The 26,309-nt window shown below is 38.6% G+C and carries 20 protein-coding genes and 2 pseudogenes; 15 read left to right on the top strand and 7 right to left on the bottom strand.

What is annotated here, in order from left to right:
* Positions 1 to 89 precede the first annotated feature (89 nt).
* The 3 genes from pgi (at position 90) to ubiA (ending at position 3,350) form a co-directional block, all read left to right on the top strand.
* Positions 90 to 1,736 (top strand): glucose-6-phosphate isomerase, encoded by a 1,647-nt coding sequence (pgi, locus tag EHE21_RS16975; protein ID WP_194951337.1) that lies wholly within the window; start codon positions 90 to 92, stop codon positions 1,734 to 1,736.
* A gap of 221 nt (positions 1,737 to 1,957) precedes the next feature.
* Entirely contained in the window at positions 1,958 to 2,467 is a 510-nt protein-coding gene (gene ubiC, locus EHE21_RS16970) for a chorismate lyase (RefSeq protein WP_165122233.1), read from the top strand.
* A 28-nt stretch (positions 2,468 to 2,495) separates the two neighbouring features.
* A complete protein-coding gene (gene ubiA / locus EHE21_RS16965) occupies positions 2,496 to 3,350 on the top strand; it encodes a 4-hydroxybenzoate octaprenyltransferase (RefSeq protein ID WP_194951336.1) in 855 nt (284 codons plus the stop codon).
* 102 nt (positions 3,351 to 3,452) lie between these two features.
* Here ubiA and plsB read toward each other — a convergent pair whose 3' ends face one another.
* Entirely contained in the window at positions 3,453 to 5,936 is a 2,484-nt protein-coding gene (gene plsB / locus EHE21_RS16960; protein WP_194951335.1) for a glycerol-3-phosphate 1-O-acyltransferase PlsB, read from the bottom strand.
* A 130-nt stretch (positions 5,937 to 6,066) separates the two neighbouring features.
* Between plsB and EHE21_RS16955 the strand changes: the two genes are divergently transcribed.
* The 4 genes and pseudogenes from EHE21_RS16955 (at position 6,067) to EHE21_RS16940 (ending at position 7,887) form a co-directional block, all read left to right on the top strand.
* The gene (locus tag EHE21_RS16955) at positions 6,067 to 6,438 is read left to right on the top strand and encodes a diacylglycerol kinase (RefSeq protein WP_006536373.1); all 372 of its coding nucleotides are present in this window, start codon (positions 6,067 to 6,069) and stop codon (positions 6,436 to 6,438) included.
* Between the two features lie 127 nt (positions 6,439 to 6,565).
* The gene (gene lexA / locus EHE21_RS16950; RefSeq protein WP_023583074.1) at positions 6,566 to 7,177 is read left to right on the top strand and encodes a transcriptional repressor LexA; all 612 of its coding nucleotides are present in this window, start codon (positions 6,566 to 6,568) and stop codon (positions 7,175 to 7,177) included.
* Between the two features lie 160 nt (positions 7,178 to 7,337).
* A pseudogene (locus tag EHE21_RS16945) lies at positions 7,338 to 7,593 on the top strand (type II toxin-antitoxin system RelB/DinJ family antitoxin).
* Positions 7,583 to 7,887: pseudogene (locus EHE21_RS16940) on the top strand (type II toxin-antitoxin system RelE family toxin). Before EHE21_RS16945 ends, EHE21_RS16940 begins: the two co-directional pseudogenes overlap by 11 nt.
* A gap of 33 nt (positions 7,888 to 7,920) precedes the next feature.
* On the opposite strand, the gene zur reads toward EHE21_RS16940, so the two are convergent.
* Positions 7,921 to 8,451 (bottom strand): zinc uptake transcriptional repressor Zur, encoded by a 531-nt coding sequence (zur, locus tag EHE21_RS16935; RefSeq protein ID WP_088494416.1) that lies wholly within the window; start codon positions 8,449 to 8,451, stop codon positions 7,921 to 7,923.
* A 361-nt stretch (positions 8,452 to 8,812) separates the two neighbouring features.
* Positions 8,813 to 9,340: a single-stranded DNA-binding protein SSB1 gene (gene ssb1, locus EHE21_RS16930; RefSeq protein WP_194951334.1), complete on the bottom strand. Its 528-nt coding sequence runs from the start codon at positions 9,338 to 9,340 to the stop codon at positions 8,813 to 8,815.
* A 252-nt stretch (positions 9,341 to 9,592) separates the two neighbouring features.
* Between ssb1 and uvrA the strand changes: the two genes are divergently transcribed.
* From uvrA to EHE21_RS16915, 3 genes are all read left to right on the top strand, one after another.
* Positions 9,593 to 12,427, top strand: a complete 2,835-nt coding sequence (uvrA, locus tag EHE21_RS16925) for an excinuclease ABC subunit UvrA (RefSeq protein ID WP_088494418.1) — start codon at positions 9,593 to 9,595, stop codon at positions 12,425 to 12,427.
* A gap of 668 nt (positions 12,428 to 13,095) precedes the next feature.
* Positions 13,096 to 14,427 (top strand): amino acid permease, encoded by a 1,332-nt coding sequence (locus EHE21_RS16920; RefSeq protein ID WP_194951333.1) that lies wholly within the window; start codon positions 13,096 to 13,098, stop codon positions 14,425 to 14,427.
* 64 nt (positions 14,428 to 14,491) lie between these two features.
* Complete coding sequence (locus EHE21_RS16915) at positions 14,492 to 15,841, top strand: serine dehydratase subunit alpha family protein (RefSeq protein WP_088494420.1); 1,350 nt, start codon at positions 14,492 to 14,494, stop codon at positions 15,839 to 15,841.
* Between the two features lie 105 nt (positions 15,842 to 15,946).
* Here the strand turns inward: EHE21_RS16915 and EHE21_RS16910 are convergent, their stop codons facing one another.
* Genes EHE21_RS16910 through dnaB form a run of 3 tightly spaced genes read right to left on the bottom strand, consistent with a single transcriptional unit; the run spans position 15,947 to position 19,738 of the window.
* Entirely contained in the window at positions 15,947 to 17,143 is a 1,197-nt protein-coding gene (locus EHE21_RS16910) for an aromatic amino acid transaminase (protein ID WP_088494421.1), read from the bottom strand.
* 53 nt (positions 17,144 to 17,196) lie between these two features.
* A complete protein-coding gene (alr, locus tag EHE21_RS16905; RefSeq protein ID WP_088494422.1) occupies positions 17,197 to 18,288 on the bottom strand; it encodes an alanine racemase in 1,092 nt (363 codons plus the stop codon).
* 40 nt (positions 18,289 to 18,328) lie between these two features.
* Positions 18,329 to 19,738 (bottom strand): replicative DNA helicase, encoded by a 1,410-nt coding sequence (gene dnaB, locus EHE21_RS16900; RefSeq protein WP_036934568.1) that lies wholly within the window; start codon positions 19,736 to 19,738, stop codon positions 18,329 to 18,331.
* Between the two features lie 153 nt (positions 19,739 to 19,891).
* Here dnaB and EHE21_RS16895 point away from each other — a divergent pair, with 153 nt between their 5' ends.
* Positions 19,892 to 20,875 (top strand): quinone oxidoreductase, encoded by a 984-nt coding sequence (locus EHE21_RS16895; protein ID WP_194951332.1) that lies wholly within the window; start codon positions 19,892 to 19,894, stop codon positions 20,873 to 20,875.
* A 67-nt stretch (positions 20,876 to 20,942) separates the two neighbouring features.
* Here the strand turns inward: EHE21_RS16895 and dusA are convergent, their stop codons facing one another.
* Entirely contained in the window at positions 20,943 to 21,881 is a 939-nt protein-coding gene (dusA, locus tag EHE21_RS16890; RefSeq protein WP_228766791.1) for a tRNA dihydrouridine(20/20a) synthase DusA, read from the bottom strand.
* 353 nt (positions 21,882 to 22,234) lie between these two features.
* Here dusA and EHE21_RS16885 point away from each other — a divergent pair, with 353 nt between their 5' ends.
* From EHE21_RS16885 to EHE21_RS16870, 4 genes are all read left to right on the top strand, one after another.
* On the top strand, positions 22,235 to 23,428 hold the full coding sequence (locus tag EHE21_RS16885) for an AAA family ATPase (RefSeq protein ID WP_194951330.1): 1,194 nt from the start codon (positions 22,235 to 22,237) through the stop codon (positions 23,426 to 23,428).
* A 32-nt stretch (positions 23,429 to 23,460) separates the two neighbouring features.
* The gene (locus EHE21_RS16880; RefSeq protein WP_194951329.1) at positions 23,461 to 23,976 is read left to right on the top strand and encodes a hypothetical protein; all 516 of its coding nucleotides are present in this window, start codon (positions 23,461 to 23,463) and stop codon (positions 23,974 to 23,976) included.
* A 25-nt stretch (positions 23,977 to 24,001) separates the two neighbouring features.
* Positions 24,002 to 24,589: a PF03691 family colicin E2 tolerance protein CbrC gene (gene cbrC / locus EHE21_RS16875; protein WP_194951328.1), complete on the top strand. Its 588-nt coding sequence runs from the start codon at positions 24,002 to 24,004 to the stop codon at positions 24,587 to 24,589.
* Between the two features lie 160 nt (positions 24,590 to 24,749).
* Positions 24,750 to 26,036, top strand: coding sequence for a S8 family peptidase (locus tag EHE21_RS16870; protein WP_194951327.1), 1,287 nt, complete (start codon positions 24,750 to 24,752; stop codon positions 26,034 to 26,036).
* Positions 26,037 to 26,309: the final 273 nt, after the last annotated feature.

Raw genomic sequence — 26,309 nt, 5'->3', positions numbered from 1 at the left:
TCATCAAATGAGAAAGAATTGACTGTAACTATTAAATGTCAGGCTACAATCTGAGAATATTGGATTGTAATCTTAAGAGAGTATTGTGAATGAAAAATGTAAACCCAACCCAAACCTTAGCCTGGAAGGCATTAGAAAACCATTTTTCGGTTATCAAAGATACCGAGATGAAAACACTGTTTGCTCAGGAATCATCACGCTTTGAGCAATTTTCAAAGACGTTTTCAGACCAAATTCTAGTGGATTTTTCAAAAAACCGTATTACGAAAGAAACATTAGAGAAATTGCAGGCTTTGGCTAAGGAATGTGACGTTGAAGGTGCGATAAATAGCATGTTTACGGGTGAAAAAATCAACCGTACTGAAGATCGTGCTGTATTGCATACCGCATTACGTAATCGTAGCAATGCTCCCGTTATCGTTGATGGCAAGGATGTCATGCCAGAAGTTAACGCAGTACTGAATAAAATGAAAAAATTCAGTGAGCGTATTATTAGTGGTGAGTGGAAAGGTTATACTGGTAAGGCGATTACTGATGTTGTAAATATTGGCATCGGTGGTTCCGATCTTGGTCCTTATATGGTGACAGAAGCATTACGCCCGTATAAAAATCATCTTACTATGCATTTTGTTTCTAATGTCGATGGTACACATATCGCAGAAACATTGAAAAAATGTGATCCTGAAACAACGCTATTCCTTATCGCATCAAAAACATTTACCACACAAGAAACCATGACAAATGCACATTCAGCAAGAGATTGGTTCTTAGCCTCTGCGAAAGAGAGTGTTTTTGTTGCGAAACACTTTGTCGCGTTATCTACTAACAGCACCGAAGTGGCAAAATTTGGTATTGATACTGCCAATATGTTTGAATTCTGGGATTGGGTTGGTGGCCGTTATTCATTATGGTCAGCAATTGGTTTGTCTATCGCATTATCTGTTGGTTATGACAACTTTGAGCAATTGCTGGAAGGCGCTCATGCTATGGATAACCACTTTAGAACCGCAGATGCCGAAAATAACATTCCAATGATCCTCGCGCTGATTGGCATTTGGTATAACAATTTTTTTGGCACAGAAACTGAAGCGATTCTGCCATACGATCAATACATGCATCGTTTTGCTGCTTACTTCCAACAAGGTAATATGGAATCTAATGGTAAGTATATTGATCGTGATGGAAACAAAGTGAATTATCAAACGGGTCCTATCATTTGGGGTGAGCCGGGTACAAATGGTCAACATGCGTTTTACCAATTAATCCACCAAGGAACCAAAATCATTCCTTGTGATTTTATTGCGCCAGCGATTAGCCATAATCCCTTGTCAGATCATCATGCAAAACTGATGTCTAACTTCTTTGCTCAAACAGAAGCACTCGCTTTTGGTAAAAACCGTGAACAAGTTGATGCTGAGTTTGCCGCAGCAGGAAAAGATCCTAAAGCGATGGGATATGTTGCACCTTTCAAAGTGTTCGAAGGTAATCGCCCAACGAACTCTATTCTGTTAAAAGAAATTACGCCTTATTCATTAGGTGCATTGATTGCAATGTATGAACATAAGATCTTTGTACAAGGTGTTATTTTCAACATCTTCACCTTTGACCAATGGGGTGTTGAATTAGGTAAACAACTGGCTAATCGTATCCTTCCTGAATTAAAAGGTAAGGAAAGTGTTAATAGCCATGATAGCTCAACAAATAATCTGATTAACCGTTACAAAGCATGGCGTTAATCGAATAAACTGAATATAAGTAGTTGGTTAGATAAAAAGGAGGTTTTTATAACCTCCTTTGTTTTTTGATTGTTTTGTACCCAATTTGATTTTCTTTTAACGCTTTTTTAGATTATTTATGCGAAATGTTATCAGCTTTTAACTTCCATTAGTCACATCATGATATCCTTATGTATCATGACTCACACAAGCTAGGATCATCAACGCGTGATGATGAATAAATGTTCAAAAAATCAATAATTACCCCTGCACCTATCCATTGGCTACCCAGTGAGGAACATGCAACTATTCAAGAAAGTACATTAAGTTGGTTAATGGAATTAGGCTCAATGACACGGCGATTTGAACAACATTGCCAAAAAGTCACTGTAATGCCTTATCAAGAAGGATTTATTGACCTTATTGAACCCGCTGACGAAAGCGCGTGTTTACCCAAAAGTCAGCGTTATTGGTTAAGAGAAGTGGTATTGTGTGGTGACGATATTCCTTGGTTATTAGGGCGAACGTTAGTACCAGAAGAGACTCTAACAGGCGAAGACAGAAAACTGGTCAATCTAAGAACCGTTCCACTTGGGCGTTATCTGTTTCAGGAAACAACCTTAAGTCGCGATTTTATTCATATCGGGCAACAAAATGGGTATTGGCTACGCCGTTCTCGTTTCCAGCTTTCAGATAAACCTTTATTATTAACCGAGATGTTTCTACCTGCATCACCAGTGTATAAGAAGTAATTAGGGGGAGCTAAAATTGGAGGGAAGTATGACGCAAAGTAAATGGCAAGCATATAGCCGTTTAATGCGTATAGATAAACCTATCGGAGCGCTATTATTACTTTGGCCAACTTATTGGGCTTTATGGATTGCCGCGAAAGGCTTTCCTGATTGGCATATTCTGATTGTCTTTACTATTGGCGTGTTCTCTATGCGTGCCGCTGGGTGTGTAATAAACGACTTTGCTGACCGGAAAATTGATGGCAGTGTTGAACGAACTAAAAATCGACCATTACCTAGTGGGGCTGTGACAGAAAAAGAGAGCAAAATTTTATTTATCGTTTTGGTACTCTTGTCCTTTGCACTAGTTCTAACACTCAATACCATGACTATTTGGCTCTCTGTTGCAGGGCTTGCGTTGGCATGGTTTTATCCTTTCGTTAAACGGTTTAGTAATCTACCTCAGCTTATTTTAGGTATGGCTTTTGGCTGGTCAATTCCTATGGGATTTGCTGCTGTTTCTGAAAGCTTACCGTTAGTATGTTGGCTATTATTTCTTGTCAACATTGTCTGGTCTATTGTTTACGATACGCAATATGCAATGGTTGACCGTAATGATGATATAAAAATTGGGGTTAAATCTACCGCTATTCTATTCGGTCGTTATGACAAAATTATTATCGGTATTTTACAACTGGTGATGTTGGCATTATTGGTGGGTATCGGTATTTTGCTGAATCTGAAAGGTATCTACTACTGGTCGCTATTGTTAGTAACAGCGCTGTTTATTTATCAGCAGAAGCTTATTGCAGAGCGTGAAAGAGCACCGTGTTTCCAAGCTTTTATGAATAATAACTATGTTGGCTTTGTTTTATTTGCGGGTATTTTATTTAGTTATTTTTAAGATAAGTAAGCGCTGAAGTATTCTCTACTATTGAGTAGAAACAAAAAGGGATAAGCAATGAGCTTATCCCTTTTCTATTTCAGTAATCACACAGTTTACTGATTATTCATCAGCTTCAGACTTACTTTTTTCATCAACAGCTTGTACTGAATTGTTATCTTCAGTGATCCCCACGCTTTCAATGGTTAAGCGAATTTCTGGTGACATTAATTTTGCAATCACTTGGTAAAGGGCAGATGCATCTGCTTTTAGGATATCTTCATTATCATTGAGATAACCTTCTTCACGTAGTGTTGAAACTAAGGTAGAGAATACCGCTTTATCAAAGAATTCAGGTGCGTTGATACCATGTAAGACAGAAAGACGTTGTGCCAAGATACGGCTCTCTTTTTCCAATAATGCACGGCTAATTTCAGGAGCAAAATTGAGTAAGGAAAGCGTAATTCCATAGCGTTGCAATGTTTCTCTAACACTGGCAGCTAAAAGTTGTAATGGACGAATACGCGCTGGATTAATACGCAGTAAGCCATCACTATCACAACAAATCAGGCGCTGACGGCACAGTTCTGTAATCAAAGTATTAATGACTTCAGGGAGCTCTTCTTTCTCATAACGAATAAATAGTTCCGCTTTAATAAGAGGGAAGATTAGCTCAACTTGTTTCATTAAATCATCACGATGAATTTTTTCATGATGTAAGACGATGCTTGCAATTAATGATGGAGTAATCATTAAGTGGATTGTGTTGTTGCGATAATAAGTCATTAATACCGCACTTTCACGAGGGAGCACCACAATATCACCCAGACTGTCTTTTTCGACTTGGAACTTATCTGTTTGCAACGCGTGTTCTAATAAGGCTTCAGCATTTTTATCAGACACAATCATATCTGTCGAATAAGGCACATTGCGTAATAATTGCAGATAACAATCGACTTGCTCTAACAGTTGCTCTCTAGTGAGAGCACGCTGGCGAGATGCCAACAAGGCCGTTGAAACAAGGTTAATCGCATTAATAGATGCTGCATTATTAATATGAACCATAATGTTGTCTGCCAGTGTGCTTACTGTTGGGTTTAACCAACTTGGGCGTTGTGGCTCAATGGGATCAATATCATCACGCCATTGCGGAACAGCTTGATTTAAGTATTGGACAACAGAAATCGGTTCACCAAAGTTCACATAGCCTTGACCAAGGTTACGTAATTTACGTAATCCTCTGACCATCTGCATAAAGCCTTCTTTCTCTTTTGTTGCGCCACGTAATTCTTTGGCATAGGTTGCCACTTCCATAACGTGTTCATATCCAATGTAAATTGGAACAACAGAGATAGGGCGTGTTTCACCGCGTAACATGGCTTGTACCGTCATTGAAAGTGTTCCTGTTTTAGGATCTAACAATCGACCTGTACGAGAGCGTCCACCTTCAACGAAATATTCAATCGAGTAACCGCGTGTAAATAGCTCACCTAAATATTCGCGGAAAATGGTGGAGTAAAGCTTGTTACCTTTAAAGGTTCTTCTGATAAAGAAAGCCCCTAAACGGCGGAAAATAGGCCCTGCTGGCCAGAAATTGAGGTTAATACCTGCCGCAATATGTGGCGGTACTAAACCTTGATGATAAAGCACATAGGAAAGCAGTAAGTAGTCCATGTGGCTACGGTGACAAGGAACATAAACGATTTCATGCCCATCTTGTGCGAGTTTACGTACTCGCTCGGCATTATAAACGTTGATACCTTGGTAGAGCTTATTCCATGTCCAACTTAATACGCGATCACTAATACGCACCGCTTCATATGAGAAATTAGCTGCAATTTCTTCCATGATATCTGTGGCATTTTTACGCGCTTTATCAAGTGAGATTTTCTTCGCTTTTGATTCATCTTCAATCGCTTTTTCAATGGCTTTCGATGAGAGCAATTTATTGAAGAGATCTTGGCGTGCTGGCAATTTTGGACCAACAGCTGCTAAACGCTGACGTGAAAAGTGGATACGCGCAACACGCGCAAGTTTTCGAGCTATACTGGTGTCAGTACCGTGTTCGTTCGCCATTTCACGCATTGAAACAGTGGGTGAAAAACGAACAAAGCTATCACGACCCAACCAGAGGATAGCGATAAATTTTTGGATACCGTTAAGCACACGTAAATGTGGAACGCCATTATGGCCTTCACGACCTGGAGAGCGTCCAAACATCACGGAAACCGGCAACATCTCGATATCAAGATGTGGGTTATTACGATGTGCATCAAGATAAGCGTGGAATGTCTTCACGGAATCTTTACGAGGATCAGGCGAGTAGTAACGGAATACTCTTGGGCCGTCATCAATAAAGACATACGCAGGAAGCTTAATTCCACCGATCTCAATAGGTTGCAGCGGATCAGGCAACCCTAATGAAAGACACTGCTGTCGTAATGTCAGTAAGTCCGCCTTTGAATGATAAGGCAGAACGTAAAGGAAAGATCGCGACGTATCTAACCCTAATTCAGTGATAGGATCAGTCGGAACTCGTTTGCTTTTTACCAGTAATTTTAGTGGTAAATTCAATGTGTTATAATATAGTTTACGCCAAGCTGACATAAATAGTTGTAGCCTCTTATTAGCAATACTTCGAAAGCATAACAGAAAGTCTTTCGTAGATCTGTGGTGCTGTGACAATATTAATAGAGAAAAGTGGCAAAATAATCGTTTGTTTTCGATAGAGTTTATTATGGCTAATCAAAATAAAGGTCTTACCCGAATCATCAAAGCTGGTGGCTATTCATACAAGGGCATTCGTGCCGCTTGGATTAATGAAGCCGCTTTTAGACAAGAAGCAATTGTGACCTTGGTTGCAATTATCCTTTCATTTTTCATCGATGTCAGTGGTCTAGAGCGCATTTTACTCATTGGTTCCGTTGTATTGGTTGTGATCTTGGAACTGGTAAATAGTGCAATAGAAGCCGTTGTCGATCGAATTGGATCTGAATACCACGAATTATCCGGACGTGCAAAAGATATGGGTTCTGCCGCCGTTCTGATTGCTATTATATTGGGATTATTTACTTGGGTAACCATTCTTTGGGGGCATTTCTTCGCATAAAGTTAAAAAATTCGATTTTTGTCGAAAAATAATCCAAAGATGCGTGTTTTATATTCATTTAAGGTTTCAAATCGTCATATACCTGTATATACTCACAGTCTGACTGTATAAACAAACAGGGGGCGGAATGAAAGCATTAACTGCAAGGCAGCAGCAGGTTTACGATTTGGTTCGTGATCACATTTCGCAAACGGGTATGCCACCAACACGGGCTGAAATAGCTTCCCAACTTGGGTTTCGCTCACCAAATGCGGCAGAAGAGCACTTGAAAGCTCTTGCTCGTAAAGGCGTGATAGAAATTGTCTCTGGTGCATCCAGAGGTATCCGTTTGCTAATGGAAGAAGAGCCAGAAGGACTGCCATTAATTGGGCGAGTCGCTGCTGGTGAACCACTTTTAGCACAAGAGCATATTGAAAGCCACTATCAAGTTGACCCAATGCTATTTAAACCAAGTGCAGATTTTTTATTGCGCGTTAATGGTATGTCGATGAAAGATATTGGTATTATGGATGGCGATTTACTTGCTGTGCATAAAACGCAAGATGTTCACAACGGGCAAGTTATTGTGGCTCGTATTGAAGATGAAGTGACAGTAAAGCGCTTTAAGAAAAGCGGTAATAAAATTGAACTTCATGCAGAAAACCCAGAGTTTTCACCTATTATCGTCGATTTACGCGAACAAAGCTTTACTGTGGAAGGTTTAGCAGTAGGGGTTATTCGTAACGGCGAATGGCTGTAATTTATACCAAAATAAGTCAATACAACTTATTTTAAAAAGATGCAGATGATGTGTAAAACCACAAAATCATCTGCATTTTTTATTTCTGATTTGTATAAAAAAACACCATCGCACTACAAATGTAATTACAATATGATGTGTTTTAATTACGGAGGTGCTTATGACAACGATACAAGTTAGAGTAGACGATGAGCTCAAAAAAAGAAGCTTATCAAGTATTTGAAAAAATGAACCTGTCTCCTTCAGATGCCATAAGGTTATTTCTACGTTATGTTTCTGAAAATGAAAAATTACCTTTCTCAGAAGTTTCTGTCGTTGTTGGGGAGCTGGATGAAGATGAGGATATTTTAGCTGTTGTACGTGAACGTTTGAAAAAACCAAGTAAACGTATAAGCGTAAATATTGATGATCTTTAATCGTGAGTTTGATAATCGTGCCTTGAAAGAATGGCAGAAACTCGATCAAAGCATTAAAGAGCAGTTTAAAAAGAAATTAAAAAATTGCAGGAAAACCCTTATATAGAGTCAGCTCGCTTAAAAGGTGATCTCGCGGGTTGCTATAAGATTAAATTACGAGCATCTAGTTTTCGATTGATTTACCAAGTTATTGATTCTGAAGTTGTGATTTTAGTTATTGCTGTTGGTAAATGTGAAGAGAGTAAAGCTTATTCATTAGCTGAAGTGAGAATTCAAAAGAACAACATGTATTAGCCAGCATTTAGCTGGCTTTTTGTTTTTATAAGCTCAACGAGGCTTATAGTCGCCGGTTTTTTTCTGTTTAAGATTATCATCCATACTGTGATCATGATGACAACCTTCAGGATGTGTACACTCTTGTGCTTCGTGGCACTGTGAACATAATCCATGAATTTCAATGACACTATGTCGTAAATGAAATCCACTCTCTTTTGCTAGTAATGAAATTGCATCTTCGATTTTATGGCTATTCTTTTCAGTGACAGATAAACAGCGGTCACAAATTAGCATTACTGACGTATGTTCAACATCATCAAAATGATGGCAAAGCACATAGCTGTTAGTGGATTCTATTTTATGGATAAATCCTTGCTCAAGTAAAAACTCTAACCCACGATAGACAGTAGGTGGTTTTGCTTGTGGCTCAACTTGGCGTAATAAATCCAATAAATCGTATGCGCTGATAGCAGAAGGCTGCTGCATAATCAGACGTAATACTGCCAGACGTTGTGAAGTCAGGCGAACACCTCGTTTCTGGCAGATCTTTTCTGCCTGAGCGAGCAATTTCTCTTCATTCATGGGGATAAGATGCTCTCAGACGTTGTTAATGACACAGATCCTATCATATTTTTCAAGAGTAAACCTTTGTGTAAAGTGGGGTTTTATGAAAATAACTGTGGGATTACGTCCTTTTTTAAAAGTATCTGTTGTTAGATAAAAGAACATGTTTTCTTTCAATATAAAGAATGAGTCTTTAGAAAGAGAGATAAACACATGAAAAGTTTATTGTGTAGAGCGAATTTATTCTATGTAAACTAGATTGTGTTATATGGAGAAATGGTTTTTCATGATGATAAGTACTGATAGCCAGCAACAAAAAACCCAGCCTAAGCTGGGTTAATTTTTTAGATAATTTTAGATAAATTGTTCCGAAATACGATCAGAACGGGATATCGTCATCAAAATCCATTGGTGGTTCATTATTTGGCACTGGTGCCGCAGCAGGTTGTTGTGCTGGGCGAGATTGTGCACCACCGCTAAATTGTTGTGATGCTTGTGGCTGTTGTGGTTGACCCCAACCGCCTTGACCACCTTGAGAAGGTGCGCCATCTTGACCGCCACGGCCGCCTAACATCTGCATTGAGCCGCCAACGTTAACAACAACTTCAGTGCTATATCTGTCTTGACCGCTCTGGTCTTGCCATTTACGTGTTTGTAATTGACCTTCGATATACACTTGTGAACCTTTACGCAGATATTCGCCTGCAATTTCCGCTAATTTGCCGAAAATTACCACACGGTGCCACTCGGTTTTTTCTTTCATTTCACCGGTTTGTTTATCGCGCCAGCTTTCTGATGTTGCCAGTGTTAAGTTGGCAACTGCACCGCCACTTGGCATATAACGGATTTCTGGATCCTGCCCTAAATTACCGATAAGAATAACTTTGTTTACGCCTCTGCTCGCCATGTGAGGTACTCCTGCGAAAGTAAATTTTTTGAAATCATAAGCGAATAAGTTTATCACGTACGCTAAAATTTGAATATGACGTGTGATGAATTTCTCAATTGTGAACATTGTCGAAATTTTTCTGTCTCAAAATGACAGAGTTACATCACCATTCAATTTCACTATATATACTGTATATCCATTCAGTTAACTTTGTGTCATAATTATCCGATTCTTTCTTTTTCGGCGACTCTCTCAATCCGGGATATATTCATGGATAAAATCGAAGTACGGGGCGCTCGCACCCATAATCTAAAAAATATCAACTTGATCATTCCTCGCGATAAACTGATTGTTATTACGGGGCTTTCTGGTTCAGGTAAATCTTCTTTAGCCTTTGATACGCTTTATGCAGAAGGGCAGCGACGCTATGTAGAATCGCTTTCTGCTTATGCTCGTCAGTTTCTTTCGTTGATGGAAAAACCTGACGTTGACCATATTGAAGGTTTATCTCCCGCTATTTCGATTGAGCAGAAATCTACGTCGCACAACCCACGTTCGACGGTGGGAACGATTACAGAAATTCACGACTACCTACGTCTCTTATTTGCACGTGTTGGTGAACCTCGTTGTCCTGATCATGACATTCCGCTCGCCGCTCAGACGGTCAGCCAAATGGTTGATAATGTACTTGAGCAACCTGAAGGCAAGCGCTTAATGCTTTTAGCACCAGTGGTGAAAGAGCGTAAAGGCGAGCATATTAAGTTACTTAATAATCTTGCCGCTCAAGGTTATATTCGTGCTCGTATTGATGGTGAAGTGTGCGATCTCTCTGATCCACCAACATTAGAATTACAGAAAAAACATACCATTGAAGTGGTTATTGACCGCTTTAAGGTTCGTGACGATCTAGCTCAACGTTTAGCTGAATCTTTTGAAACCGCATTAGAGCTTTCTGGTGGTACCGCCGTTATCTCTGATATGGATGATAGCAATGCAGATGATATTGTTTTTTCTGCAAACTTTGCTTGCCCGATTTGTGGTTACAGCATGAGTGAGCTAGAGCCTCGTTTATTCTCCTTTAATAACCCCGCTGGTGCTTGTCCAACTTGTGATGGCTTAGGTGTTCAGCAATTTTTTGATCCTGAATTAGTGATCCAAAATAGAGAGATTTCTCTTGCTGGTGGCGCAATTAAAGGATGGGATCGTCGTAATTTCTACTATTTCCAGATGCTTCGCTCATTGGGTGAACATTATCATTTTGATGTTGAAGCGCCATTTGATTCGTTACCAGATAATATCCAGAAAGTCATTTTAACGGGTTCAGGCAAAGAGAATATTGAATTTAAATACACAAACGATCGTGGCGATGTTGTTGTTCGTCATCATCCTTTTGAAGGTGTATTAAATAATATGGAACGCCGTTACCGCGAGACAGAATCTAGTGCGGTGCGTGAAGAACTTTCTAAATATATTAGTAATCGCTCATGTGCCTCTTGTGGTGGTACACGTTTACGCCGAGAAGCACGTCATGTGTATGTTGAAAATACAACATTGCCAGAAATAGCCGATTACAGCATTGGTCATGCAATGACCTTTTTCCAAAATCTGAAATTGAGCGGTCAACGCGCGAAGATTGCAGAAAAAGTCTTAAAAGAGATTAGTGACCGACTAAAATTCTTGGTAAATGTGGGATTAAATTACCTCACACTTTCTCGTTCAGCTGAAACATTATCAGGTGGTGAAGCACAACGTATTCGTTTAGCGAGCCAGATTGGTGCGGGATTAGTTGGTGTTATGTATGTGCTGGATGAACCTTCAATTGGCTTGCATCAACGAGATAACGATCGCTTACTTGAAACGCTGATCCACTTACGTAATTTGGGTAACACTGTGATCGTTGTTGAGCATGACGAAGATGCTATCCGTGCCGCTGATCATGTTATTGATATTGGACCTGGTGCGGGTGTTCATGGTGGTGAAATTGTCGCTCAAGGGACTCTTGAAGATATCATTAATAACCCGAATTCATTAACGGGGAAATTCTTAAGTGGTGAGCGCCGTATCGCAATTCCAGAGCAACGTGTACCTGTTGATCGCGAAAAAATGCTGACTATCCTTGGCGCAAAAGGCAATAACTTAAAGAATGTAAATCTGAAATTACCAGTAGGTTTATTTACCTGTATTACAGGTGTTTCAGGATCAGGTAAGTCAACGCTTATCAACGATACGTTATTCCCTATTGCCCAACGCCAATTAAATGGGGCTACAAATAGTGTACCAGCGCCTTATTTAGATGTTGAAGGGCTAGAGTATTTCGATAAAGTTATTGATATCAACCAAAGCCCAATTGGTCGTACTCCTCGTTCAAACCCTGCAACTTACACCGGTGTCTTTACACCTATTCGTGAGTTATTTGCGGGTGTACCTGAATCTCGTACTCGTGGTTATACGCCGGGTCGTTTCAGTTTCAACGTCAAAGGTGGTCGTTGTGAGGCTTGCCAAGGCGACGGTGTCTTAAAAGTTGAAATGCATTTCTTACCTGATGTGTATGTACCTTGTGATCAATGTAAAGGTCAGCGTTATAACCGTGAAACCCTTGAAGTTAAATACAAAGGAAAAAATATTCACGAAACGTTGGATATGACCATTGAAGAGGCGAGAGAGTTTTTTGATGCCGTACCTGCATTAGCTCGTAAACTACAAACATTGATTGATGTTGGTCTTTCTTATATTCGTTTAGGACAATCAGCTACGACTTTATCGGGTGGTGAAGCTCAGCGGGTTAAGTTAGCAAAAGAGTTGTCAAAACGTGGAACGGGACAGACTCTTTATATTCTCGATGAGCCTACAACAGGGCTTCACTTTGCTGATATTGAATTGTTGCTTGAAGTTCTTCATCAGTTACGTGACCAAGGTAATACCATTGTTGTTATTGAGCATAATCTTGATGTGATCAAAACCGCGGACTGGATTGTCGATCTGGGTCCTGAAGGCGGAAGTGGTGGTGGTCAAATTTTAGTATCAGGCACACCAGAGCAAGTTGCAGAGTTTGAAGGTTCACATACTGCAAGATTCTTAAAACCAATCTTAGAGCGTGGTTATTAAGATTACATCACTTATTCCCTTATGATCTAAGCGCTACAGACAATAAACGCTTTACTGTTTGTAGCGCGCTTTCTTCAAGAAAAGTAAATCCGTGAAGGATGATAGAATTTAATTCTATCGAAAAAAGCATTCTCTTTTAGTTATACACTTCCTTATCTATTTTTATCTTATTAATCGCTCTTTTTGATAAAAAGCAGATTAAATGGTTAATTATGCTGTTTTGTAACAGTATTTTAACTAAATACGAGATAACAAAGCTAAATAGAAAGGATTATCATAGTATATCGTGATGGACAGCACAGTTTATTTGGTGATTTGTTTCAATTGTTATACTTGACTATTATTGTATAACAATGGGTCTTTTCCATTATTAATCAATATGTTGTGTATTTATAAAGGTTACAACAGAGGGAAGGTTATTATTTACTGTGCTCTTTGAACAGATAATCCTACTTTTCTCCTTACGATAGAATTTTTTTCCAAATCATTTCGGGCTATCACGATTTATAACAACTTTTTTCTCCGTAATATTCCCTATCATTTACCCCATAATAAATAATACCTGCAAAGAGTAAGGCTATTTCGACATCGCAATGTTAGATAGACTTTTTTACCCCCAAAAATTCGTTTTGCTATTAACAATTACAATATAAAAAGTGAGTACTAATATGGAAACGGCTTCCTCAAAAACAGAGACCACAAGCTATCCCGCAACTAGTGCTGGCGCTCGCCGCGCAGGTATGACTGAACAAGAATGGCGTGCGGCAATTAAATTCGACGGCAATGATGTGGGCTGGGTTATCATGAGTATCGGTATGGCTATCGGTGCAGGTATTGTGTTTTTACCTGTGCAGGTGGGTCTGATGGGATTATGGGTTTTCCTACTATCCTCGATCATTGGTTATCCGGCTATGTACCTTTTCCAACGTCTATTTATTAATACGTTGGCTGAATCTCCAGAGTGTAAAGACTACCCAAGCGTTATCACCGGTTATCTCGGTAAAAACTGGGGTATCTTATTAGGTGCGCTCTACTTTGTGATGTTAGTCATTTGGATGTTTGTTTACTCAACAGCAATCACTAATGACAGTGCTTCTTACTTACAAACATTTGGTGTTACTGAAGGTTTACTGTCAGAAAACCCATTCTATGGTTTGATCCTGATTTGTGCGTTAGTGGCTATCTCCTCTCGTGGTGAACAATTACTGTTTAAAGTATCAAGCTTTATGGTACTGACTAAACTGTTTGTTGTTGCAGCGTTAGGGATCTCCATGATTGGTATGTGGCATCTTTATAACGTAGGTGCATTACCACCAGTTGGACGTTTAATCAAAGAAGCAATCATTACATTACCTTTTACACTGACTTCAATTCTGTTTATCCAAACATTAAGCCCAATGGTTATCTCTTACCGTGGTCGTAATAAAAACCGTGAAGTTGCTCGTCATAAAGCGCTACGTGCAATGAACATTGCTTTCGGTGTGTTGTTCTGTACTGTTTTCTTCTATGCAATCTCATTCACATTAGCAATGGGTCATGATGAAGCAGTTAAAGCGTATGAGCAAAATATCTCTGCATTAGCGATTGCTGCGAAATTCTTCCCTGGTGGTTGGGTAACGGTTGTAAGCGTAATGCTGAACATCTTCGCCGTAATGACTGCGTTCTTTGGTGTCTACTTAGGTTTCCGTGAAGCGACACAAGGGATTGTGATGAACATCCTGCAACGTTATATCCCAGCAGAGAAAATCAATCAAAAATGGGTACAAAACGGCATTATGATTTTTGCTGTGTTACTGGCATGGGGTGCAATTATCCTTAATGCGCCAGTGCTGAGCTTCACTTCAATTTGTAGCCCAATCTTCGGTATGGTGGGTTGTCTTATCCCTGCATACTTAGTGTACAAAGTACCGATGTTACATAAATACAAAGGTGCGTCACTTTACCTGATTATCTTTACCGGTTTACTGCTCGTTATCTCTCCGTTCTTGGCATTCTCATAGTCGCCAACTTCGGTTCTAGTTAGGAGTTGTTTTTAAAAACTAAATTAATCCAAGGTGTTAGATTATGAGCCAGAACAAAAATTCTCATTTATGGTCACAGTTTGTTCGTCAGTTACGTGAAGGTGTTAAACCCGCTGTAGGTTGTACTGAGCCGATTTCATTAGCATTGGCAGCCGCGAAAGCAACCGCACTTTTAGGCGAGCCTGTTGTTCGTGTCGAAGCTTGGGTTTCACCAAACTTGATGAAAAACGGAATGGGCGTAACAGTGCCGGGAACGGGAATGGCTGGGCTACCTATTGCAGCAGCATTGGGTGCGACAGGAGGAGATCCTGATGCAGGGCTGGAAGTCTTGTTAAAAGCATCCGCTGATGCAGTTGCTCAAGCTAAGACACTGGTTGCTCAAGGTAAAGTCACAGTGGGTGTAAAAGCACCTTGTGAAGATGTTCTTTACTCTGAAGCGAAAGTGTATAGCCAATCTGGTTATGCCATCGTCAGTATCGCAAGAGAACATACACACGTTGTTCGTTGTGAATGTAACGGTAACGTTGTTTTTGAGGAAGATAAATCAGCGCTTACCAACAATTGCGAATGTACTGATGAAAAACCTTTTACTGATGTTTGTGCTGAAGATATTTATAACTTTGCACTTAATGTGCCAGTGAGTGAAATTGAGTTTATGCTCAATGCCGCCCGTTTAAATGGTGCTTTATCAGAAGAGGGGCTACAAAACACCTATGGATTAGCCATTGGTCGTACCTTAATTCTGCAACAAGAGAAAGGTTTGTTAGGTAAAGACTTACTTAATGAAATCATGATCAGAGCATCAGCCGCATCCGATGCTCGCATGGGTGGAGCGGTATTACCGGCAATGAGTAATTCAGGCTCAGGCAATCAAGGGATTGCTGCAACATTGCCTGTGATGGTTGTTGCTGAATTTATCAAAGCTGATGATGAAACCTTACTGCGTGCGTTGGTTTTATCTCACTTAATGGCAATCTATGTTCATAGCCATTTTCCACCTCTTTCCGCCCTTTGCGCTGCAACAACCGCTTCAATGGGGGCTGCTGCAGGGATGGCATGGTTACTCACAAAAGATTTCACCACGGTCAGTATGTCTATCAACAGTATGATTGGTGATATCAGTGGCATTATCTGTGATGGCGCATCGAATAGCTGTGCAATGAAAGTATCAAGTAGTGCAGCGAGTGCTTATAAAGCGGTATTAATGGCGATGCAAAATCAAAGTGTTGCGGGTACTGATGGTATTGTCAGTGACGATGTCGATAGCTCAATAGCGAATCTCTGTGCATTAGCCAGTCGTGCAATGCAACATACAGATATTCAAATCATTGAGATTATGGAAGAAAAAGCGCGTCGTAATGCTGGGGAAAAGAAGCAAGCTGTCAATATATAAAAGGCGAAAACCTAAAGCGACAGTGATGTTGTTATGTAGTAAAAAGAAATACCTGCTTATGAGAATAGGCAGGTATTTTTTTATCATGAAATCACGTTGATTAGCTTAGATACTTACAGCGGCAAAGGCTTGAGCAATGCGTTGAACATTACCTGTATTAACACCTGCCATACAAACACGACCTGTACCGACAAGATAAATACCAAATTCATCACGTAATCTATCAACTTGTGCTTGTGTAAAGCCGGTATAGCTAAACATACCGCGTTGAGTTAATAGATGATCAAAATTCTTTTCAGGCAGGGCAACTTTTAAAGCTTCGACTAAAGTCACGCGCATCTCTTTAATACGGTCACGCATATGTGCGACTTCTTTTTGCCATTGTGCAGTTAAAACTTGGTCTGATAGCACTTTATTGACAATTTGTGCACCATAGTTTGCAGGGCTTGAATAGATACGGCGTACACCTGCTTTTAGCTGACCCAGTACGTGTTCGCATTCAGTGGCATTCTCACAAACAATGGATAATCCGCCTGCGCGTTCACCGTAGATCCCAAATATTTTTGAAAAAGAGTTACTGATAAGTATCGGTAATCCTGCTTTTGCCATAGTACGAATAGCATAAGCATCTTCATCTAAATTTTCGGCAAAGCCTTGATAAGCAATATCTAAGAATGGAATTGCTTGGCGAGCTTTTAATACTTCAGTGACTTGATCCCATTGATCTTTAGTCAGATCGGAGCCAGTTGGGTTATGGCAACAAGGGTGCATCAATACAATGCTTTTTTCAGGCAGTTTTTTAAAGCAATCTAACAGAGCTTCAAATTTTACGCCTTTGGTTTCAGGATCAAAGTAAGGGTAGTGATTCACTTTGAAACCTGAGCCCGCAAAAATAGAACCATGATTATCCCAAGTTGGATCACTTATCCACACTTCTGATCCTGGGAAATAGCGATGCAGAAAATCAGCACCCACTTTTAATGCACCTGATCCACCTAATGTTTGGATTGTGGCAATTTTCTTTTCTGCAATTAGAGGATTATCTGCACCGAAAAGAAGATCTTGAATTTCGCTACGATAAGGTGCGAGCCCTTCCATTGGTAAATAAAGTGTTGCGGTGGGTGTCATGGCATTGAGTTGCTGACGTGCAACTGAAACTGTTCCTAAAATAGGGGTCTTGCCTTCTTCGTCATAATAAAGACCAATGCTTAAATTAATTTTATCCTGACGCGGGTCTTTGTTATAAACATCCATCAATGAGAGAATCGGATCTCCCGGAAACGCTTCAACCTGTTGAAACACGGCTTCTTCTCCAATCACTTTTAGTGTGTCATAGGGATACAATATCGTGTGTATTATTGTTCGTCTAGGTATTCCATGATGACGCGCGAGGTTAATTTGGTAATCAACTCATAGGCGCTAATACCACTATATTTGGCAATTTCTTCTACGGGCAACACATCTCCCCATAAAATAGCTTCATCACCAACACTATCAATTAGTTCAGTCCCCAAATCGACGCTGATCATATCCATCGAAACACGACCAACAATAGGCACTTTTCGACCATTGATCCACACAGGAGTACCTGAAGGTGCACTGCGAGGATAGCCATCGCCATAGCCAATCGCGATCACACCAAGATAAGTGTCTTTTTCACTTATCCATGTGCCACCATAACCAACAGGCTCACCGGCTTTATGCTTACGAACAGCAATCAGGCTTGTTTTTAGCGTCATTGCGGGGGTTAAACCAAAGTCTTTACCCGTTCTTTCATCACCCGTAGGAGAAATACCATAAGTGATAATGCCGGGACGAACCCACTGATAATGGACTTGAGGCCAAAATAAAATACCCGCGGAAGCTGCGATAGACTTATCACCGGCTTTATCTTGAATAAAATCTTGAAATAGTGAGATTTGTTTTTGTGTCGCCTCAGGAACATCGGGTTCATCTGCACGACTAAAATGGCTCACAATATTGACAGGTTGTTGTACATTTTTACAGGCGGAAAGCCGTAAATAAAAGGCTTGTGCGTCTTCAGGACGTACTCCTAAACGATGCATACCCGTATCGATTTTCATCCATACTTTAACGGGTTCATCTAAATCAGCCTGTTCTAATGCTTCTAATTGTTCTTGACTATGAACAACGGTTTCAATGTGGTTGACGACTAAAATAGGTAGGTCAACGACATCAAAAAAGCCTTCTAACAGAAGAATGGGTTTTACAATACCCCCACTTCGTAAGGTTAATGCTTCACCAATACGTGCAACACCAAAACAATCAGCATTATCCATTAAGGTATATGCTGTTTCTAATAACCCATGACCATAAGCGTTTGCTTTCACGACAGCTATCAGGTGGCTATGTGGGGCATAGTCTCTCACATGCTGAAAATTGTGACGCAGAGCGCGGCGATCTATCACTGCGGTTGCCGCTTTCATATTATTCCAATACTTCCTTTAATTAAGTCAAGGTTAGTGATTATTCATCGTCGTAAGCAGGGCCAGCATAGTTATCAAAGCGTGACCATTGACCGTTAAAGGTAAGCCTTACCGTACCAATTGGGCCGTTACGTTGTTTACCGATGATGATTTCTGCAACACCTTTTAAATCGCTACTTTCGTGATAAACCTCGTCACGGTAAATAAACATGATAAGGTCAGCATCTTGCTCAATAGAGCCTGATTCACGTAAGTCGGAGTTAACAGGGCGTTTATCAGCACGTTGTTCCAAACTACGGTTTAACTGTGATAGAGCAACCACGGGAACTTGTAATTCTTTAGCTAACGCTTTTAAAGAACGAGAAATTTCAGCAATTTCTAGTGTTCTGTTTTCAGATAATGAAGGTACTCTCATTAGCTGCAAGTAGTCAATCATGATAAGGCTTAAACCGCCATGTTCACGATAAATTCGACGAGCACGAGAGCGTACTTCTGTTGGTGTTAAACCTGATGAGTCATCAATATACATATTACGTTTTTCAAGCAAAATACCCATGGTGCTTGAAATACGAGCCCAATCCTCATCATCAAGCTGGCCTGTACGAATTCTTGTCTGATCGACACGAGATAATGATGCCAACATACGCATCATGATTTGGTTGCCGGGCATCTCTAAGCTGAAGATAAGTACAGGTTTTTCTTCTGTCATTGCCGCATTTTCACATAAGTTCATGGCAAATGTGGTTTTACCCATAGAAGGACGTGCCGCGACAATAATTAAATCTGATTTCTGTAATCCTGCGGTTTTTTTATCAAGATCTTGATAACCACTTGAAACCCCTGTGACACCATCATGAGGTTTTTGATAGAGCTGTTCTATTTTTTCAACGGTTTCTTCTAAAATTGCTTCTATTGCTTTTGGGCCTTCGTCTTTATTGGCACGAGTTTCAGCAATTTGAAACACTCTTGATTCAGCGAAGTCGAGTAGATCTTCACTGGTGCGACCTTGAGGATCAAAACCCGCATCTGCAATTTCGTTGGCGACTTTTATCATATCGCGAACAACGGCACGCTCTCGGACGATATCCGCATAAGCATTGATGTTTGCTGCACTTGGCGTATTTTTTGAAAGCTCAGCTAAATAAGCAAAACCACCCACACTGTCTAGTTCGGCATTTTGTTCTAATGCTTCTGATAGTGTAATAAGGTCGATAGGTTTACCTAATTCCAGCAAGCGTTGCATTTGCGAGAAAATAGTACGATGAGGTCGACTATAAAAGTCTTCTGCGGTGACACGTTCAGAAACATTATCCCAACGTTCATTATCTATCATCAGACCGCCTAACACGGACTGCTCTGCTTCCAGCGAATGGGGAGGTAGCTTTAATCCCTCCATTTGTCGGTCTTTGATATCAGACATCAGCTTGTCAGTGGTCTTATTTCTGGCCATAAATCCTGCATAAAAATCGAAAAAGTGTCAGTACGCTCTAGTATACGCTAACCCAATTATCTGTGCCTTGTAGAAATAGCTATCCTTTGTCATTATCTCTAAAGGTATTTAGAGCTCGCTTATTTAACCCCTCATCCTATAAAGGAGATAGCAATGGCTAAACGCATTCAATTTGCAGCTCATGGCAGTGCTGATGTTCTCGAACTAGCAACATTTACACCGGCTCCTCTTGGTGATCACGAAGTTCAGGTTGCCAATAAGGCAATTGGTATTAACTATATTGATACTTATGTACGTAGCGGCTTATACCCTGTAAGCCAACTCCCTAGTGGATTAGGCACTGAAGCCGCAGGCATTGTTATCAAAACAGGCGCTAAAGTGACTTCACTAAAAGAAGGGGACAGAGTTGTGTATGCGCAATCTCCGCTAGGGGCTTATAGTGATACGCATAATGTACCAGAAAATAAAGTGGCACGTCTGCCTGATAATATCTCTTTTGAACAAGCCGCAGCCTCTTTCTTAAAAGGATTAACGGTTTATTATCTCTTCAATGAAACCTATAAATTACAAGCAGGTGAAACCTTCTTATTCCACGCAGCTGCTGGTGGCGTTGGTTTAATTGCAAGCCAATGGGCGAAAGCAATTGGTGCTAAAATGATTGGTACAGCAGGTAGTGATGAAAAGGTCGCCAAAGCAAAAGCTGCAGGCGCATGGGAAGTGATTAATTACCAGACTGAGTCGATTGTGGAACGTGTTTTGGCACTGACGAATAACCAAAAAGTACCTGTTGTTTATGATTCTGTTGGTAAAGCAACTTGGTTAGATTCATTAGACTGTTTGCAGCATCGTGGCTTAATGGTGAGTTTTGGTAACGCATCAGGTGCAGTAACTGGTGTTGATTTAGGTATTCTCAATAAAAAAGGCTCTTTGTATGTCACGCGCCCATCTATTTCGGGTTATATCACAACACGTGAAGAGCTAGATGCTGCAAGTGAAGCGTTATTTGCGTTAATTGGTAGTGGTAAAATTGATGTCAGTGTGCCAGATAATCAGAAATTTGCGTTAGCAGATGCGAAAGATGCACACCGTTATCTTGAAAGTAGACAATCTCAAGGATCAAGCTTACTTATTCCTTAATGATTGTTTGTAAGATTTAAAACCTGTTTGAAATCCATTAAACAGGTTTTAAATACTTATGTATCAATTATTTTTCAGTCACAAATTTAAGTGCATTTTCTAAAACAGATAAATCAGCGCCTTGTTTGTGTGCATTTTCACTTAAATGACGACGCCATTGTCTAGCACCCGGAATACCTTGAAAAATTCCCAACATATGACGAGTTACATGACCTAAATAAGTGCCTTGTGAAAGCTCTTTTTCAATATAAGGATACATTGCTCTTACTGCCGCGACTGCATCAGCAATAGGTAACTGATTATCAAAAAGCTCATGATCGACATGTGCTAGAATTGACGGGTTTTGATAAGCCTCACGACCAACCATAACACCATCCATATATTTTAAGTGTTCCTTCGCTTCTTCTAATGACTTAATGCCACCATTAATTGCCATGGTAAGATGCGAGAAATCACGTTTTAATTGATAAACACGAGGATAATCTAAAGGTGGAACCTCACGATTCTCTTTGGGGCTTAAACCCGATAGCCATGCTTTACGTGCATGAATAATAAAGGTATCGCAGTTATTATCTCGGCTAACAGTATCAATAAAATCACAGAGAAATTCATAGCTATCTTGGTCGTCGATCCCGATACGTGTTTTTACTGTAACAGGAATATCAACGACATCGCGCATGGCTTTCACACAGTCAGCGACGAGTTGTGCATCTCCCATTAAACAAGCCCCAAAGCGCCCATTTTGTACGCGATCTGAAGGACAACCCACATTTAAATTAATTTCATCATAGCCACGCTCTTGTGCCAATTTTGCACATTGCGCTAACGCTTGAGGATCGCTTCCACCTAACTGTAAAGAGACTGGATGTTCTTCTTCACTGTATTTTAGATAGTCACCTTTACCATGAATAATGGCACCTGTTGTAACCATTTCAGTATAGAGCAATGTATTTTTACTTAATTGACGAAAGAAATAACGACAATGACGATCAGTCCAGTCGAGCATCGGCGCAACAGAGAAGCGGTTCAAATTATATTCTTTTGAATTGCTATTAACATCATGATTTTCTGTTGATTTATTGAGTTCTATATTTTCTGACATGTTGTAATTCTTTCGTCTATTTAGGCGGTGATTATCTCTAAATTGTTAAGGAGATAAAATGAGCGCGCATTATAGCATAGAGGATAGCTTACACATGCTGGATCTGATGCTAGATATGTACTTAAAGAAGTATGGTTGTTAAGAGAATAAATAATTCAATTGGCTACTTTTGACAAAAATGACAAAAAAAGTATATTTGATCGGTCTATTTATTGTACAATCCTCAGATATTTGATAGAGAATGGATGATTTAAATAATGATTAGACGCTTTGGTTTTAAAAATTTCTCAAGTTTCAAACAAGGCGCTGAAATTAGCTTTGAATATGATGGTAATACGCCAATAAGTATTTCTCATGGTAAACATATTGGTACTGTTATCGGTATTAAAGGCGCTAATGGTTCAGGTAAAACCAATATTCTCAAAGCGCTTTCTTTTCTATTTTGTTTCGTTACAAAAAGAATGACTACAAAGCATTTTAATACACTAGAAAACAGTGAGGAAGTGCGCATACCCATAGAATCATTTTTCTTTTCTAAAGAGAATATCGAGTTTTATATCGAGCTGGAAATAGAAGGTATGATTTATTATTATGGTTTAGAAATAACAAAAGAAGGAATTAAAAAAGAAATTTTAATTAGAAATAAAAATGAAGATGGAAGTAAAGATATTCTCTTTATTGAACGGCATGAAAATAAAATTGTTTCTTGTATATCAGAGTATCAAGAGTTAAAAAGAATAAAATTAAAAGAAGATCAATCTATAATTAGCTTAACCTCTGATTTTAGTTTTAATAAAAAAGTGGCAGATCTAATTAATATAAAAAATTTCTTTGATTTGTTTATTTTTAATGTTGGCTATGACGGATTAAAAAAAGATTTTGAAGAAAATACTAAGTATATTCGAGCTTCTTTCTATAAAAATAATTTAGACGCTTTAACCTTTGTTAAAAAGATCATAAAAAATAGTGATGATGGAATTAGTGATATTATCATTGAAACAGTGAAAGATGTATCTGGTAATGATGTTGATTTCCCTTTATTTATTCATAAATATGGCGATGAGGAATTTAGTCTTATTTATTCAGATGAATCTATGGGGACAAAAACACTGTTTAATGTTCTTTTTAATTATTGGGCTATATTGAAGAGTGGAGGATTATTAATTGTAGATGAATTTGATCTTCATTTACATGCTATGATATTACCTGAAATTATTAATTTATTTACAGATTTATCCATTAATACTAAAGGTGCTCAGCTTATTGTTACTACACATAATACTGAAATAATCGATAAGTTAGGGCGATATCATACGCTGTTAGTAAATAAAGAAAATAATGAAAGCTATTGTTATCGTTTAGACGAAATTCCTTTATTAAGAAATGATAGAGCAATATCTCCTTTTTATAATAAAGGGAAAATTGGAGGTGTTCCTAAAGCGCTCTTTTAATGAAATAATCTAATAAAATAAAAGGATGTTTAATGATTAAAAAGAATTTCAAAAATAATAGATTAGTCAGAGAATTTATTAAGGATATTCCTCATTATACCATTGATAAATCAGGTATTGAGAGTAAGTGTAAGTTTAATTTTGCTTATTTTGATGCTGATCAGGAAGCGGGACAAAGCTTTACTGATTGGAATAATAATATTGGTATTTCATCACTTGAAAATTTAATGGAAAAACTAAAAGAATATACAAAGGAACCATTAAATTATTGGCAGAACCAGCGTGTTGGTAGCGGTGGGCTTAAAATACTTGAATATTATGGAAAATTTCCTAGAAATACGGTTTTTAAACATCCCGCATTTGTACCTGAAGATGCTCATTGGGCAAGATTTAGATTAGGCAATAAAGTGCGGCTTATTGGTTTTGTGATCCATCCATCGACTTTTAATCATTTAACTGAAAAACATAAAGTGCAATTCGATACGAATACGTTTTATATTGTTTTTCTAGATAAAGATCATCTTTTTTACCAAATCGAAGATGAATAGCCAAAAAACAAAATAGGAAAACATAATGCCAATAGAAAAAAGAGCATTACCTTATTTTAAATATCACCCTGAACCGATAAAAACAGGTGCTTTTATCACAGATGATACCGTTATATGTGATTGTTGTGGAAAGAAAACCGATATTTACTACGAAGGGCCTTTTTTTAGTGTTGATGATATTGAAGCACTTTGTCCTTGGTGTATCGCAGATGGCTCTGCCAGTGAGAAATTTGAAGGTGATTTTCAAGATCTCTCCTCTGTTGAAGGAACATTATCAACCTATGACAGTAACGGTGAATATTCAGGTTATCAATCAGGTGTACCTAAAGAAAATCTTGAAGAGTTGATCCGTAGAACGCCGGGATATCAAGGATGGCAACAAGAACATTGGCTTATACATTGTGGCGATCTTTGTGCATTTGTTGGTTATGTTGGGTGGGAAGATATTGCTGATAAATTAGATGAATTTGTTTCTTTGGAAGACGATATTGGTGAAATAGGTATGAATATGGATGACTTACCTAATAATTTAACCAATGGAGACCATTGCCAAGGGTATTTATTTAAGTGTTGTTGTTGTGGAAAACTACGTCTACATATCGATTTTAGTTAAAAAACATTACTCAATTAATATTAAGTCTATTTTTAGTATATAGACTTAATATTAATTTTTTTAAAATAACCTATTTATATTATCTCTATTAAAAATGGAAATAGTCATTGCTCAATATTTTACGCTATAAAGCGAAAAAATAAAAAGAGGAGCATTGAATATGAACATTAAAAGAAAGATACTTATAAAATTAAACAATCTTGATTGTGATAATAAAAATCTGTCATTTCCTACTTCCCATGAAATGCATCACTCCCTTTTAACTAATATATCTTTAGTTCCAGTAATTTCATCTGTTCATCAATTACCACCTAGAAGTCATATTGATTCTATCTCAATAAACTTTAATGATCTAAATAAATATTATTATCTTAATTTACCAGAGAATAATCATTATGCTTTAGATGAAATTATTAAAGTATTAAAACAACACCCTGATATTGAATATATACAAACAGTGCCTATACAGCCTATTGAACCTCCTAATATTACGCCTGACTTTACTCAATATCAGCAATATCTAAATACACCAGAAAAAACGGTGAATATTAATAAAATTAAAGGGCTAGGAATTTGCGAAGCATGGGAACAAGAAGCCTATGGGCAAGGAATACAAGTAGCTGATATTGAATGGGATTTTAATCTTTCTCATCATGATTTATCAACGGATAACATTACATCATTATTACCTTTTAATGAAAAAACCAGTCAGGCAGATCATGGAACGGCAGTAGCTGGCTTAATTATGGGGAAAAATGATGGTAAAGGGATCACTGGACTCGCTTATAAATTAGATATGTTTTATGCCATCTCCGAATTAACTTGTGGACGTATTGATGCGATCATTGCGAGTAAACGCATACTACATGCTGGTGATATCGTGTTATATGAAATGCAGACAATCTGCGAGCATCAAGCTTACGTACCTGCGGATTATGAAATGCATATTTGGGAGGCGACTCGCGCCTTAACCGATGCTGGGATCATTGTGATTATGGCGGCAGGTAATGGAGGGGTAGATCTAGATTTGCCTGCTTATGAAAGTTATCGACAGCGTCATGATAATAATTCAATACGTGTTGGTGCTGGTTCGCCCTATACATTAAATCGATTACCTTTTTCAACACATGGTTCACCTATTCATGTACAAGCGTGGGGAGAGGATGTTGCAACCGCGGGTTATGGTGATCTATTTCGAAGTGATGATAACCATACTTATACAGCTAATTTTAGTGGTACATCGTCAGCCAGTGCTTTAGTTGCGGGAGCGGCTGCTGTGATCCAATCTTGGTATAAAGACCATACAAACAGTGTGTTAACGCCGATACAAATGCGTGACTTATTAATTAGAACAGGCACTTTTCCACTGTTAAATGACAAAATTGGGCCTTTACCCAATGTGAATAACGCAATTCTGTATTTAAAAAAACTAATAAAACGTCATTAAGAACAATAGTATTAATTCTTTTAGCACCTCCTAAATATTAGGAGGTGTTATTTAAACTTCATCTCTATGATATATAAAGTTTTTATTATCATAATAAGACTGAGATCTAAAAATAAGCACAATTTAATCCACTTTTTTGTATAAATAATAACCATAAAATAGTATTGCAAATAAACGTGATAATCAGTTTTTATAGGAAAATAAGGTGATTAGACAACTTCTAAGAGAAAATTTATTTAATCATAAACTTAGTCGTTTTTTACGATTTATATA

The sequence above is a fragment of the Proteus sp. GOKU genome (assembly GCF_015475555.1).
GTDB lineage: Bacteria > Pseudomonadota > Gammaproteobacteria > Enterobacterales > Enterobacteriaceae > Proteus > Proteus mirabilis_B.
The sequence above is the reverse complement of the archived record's forward strand: the minus strand, read 5'-3'. Positions and strand labels throughout refer to the sequence as shown.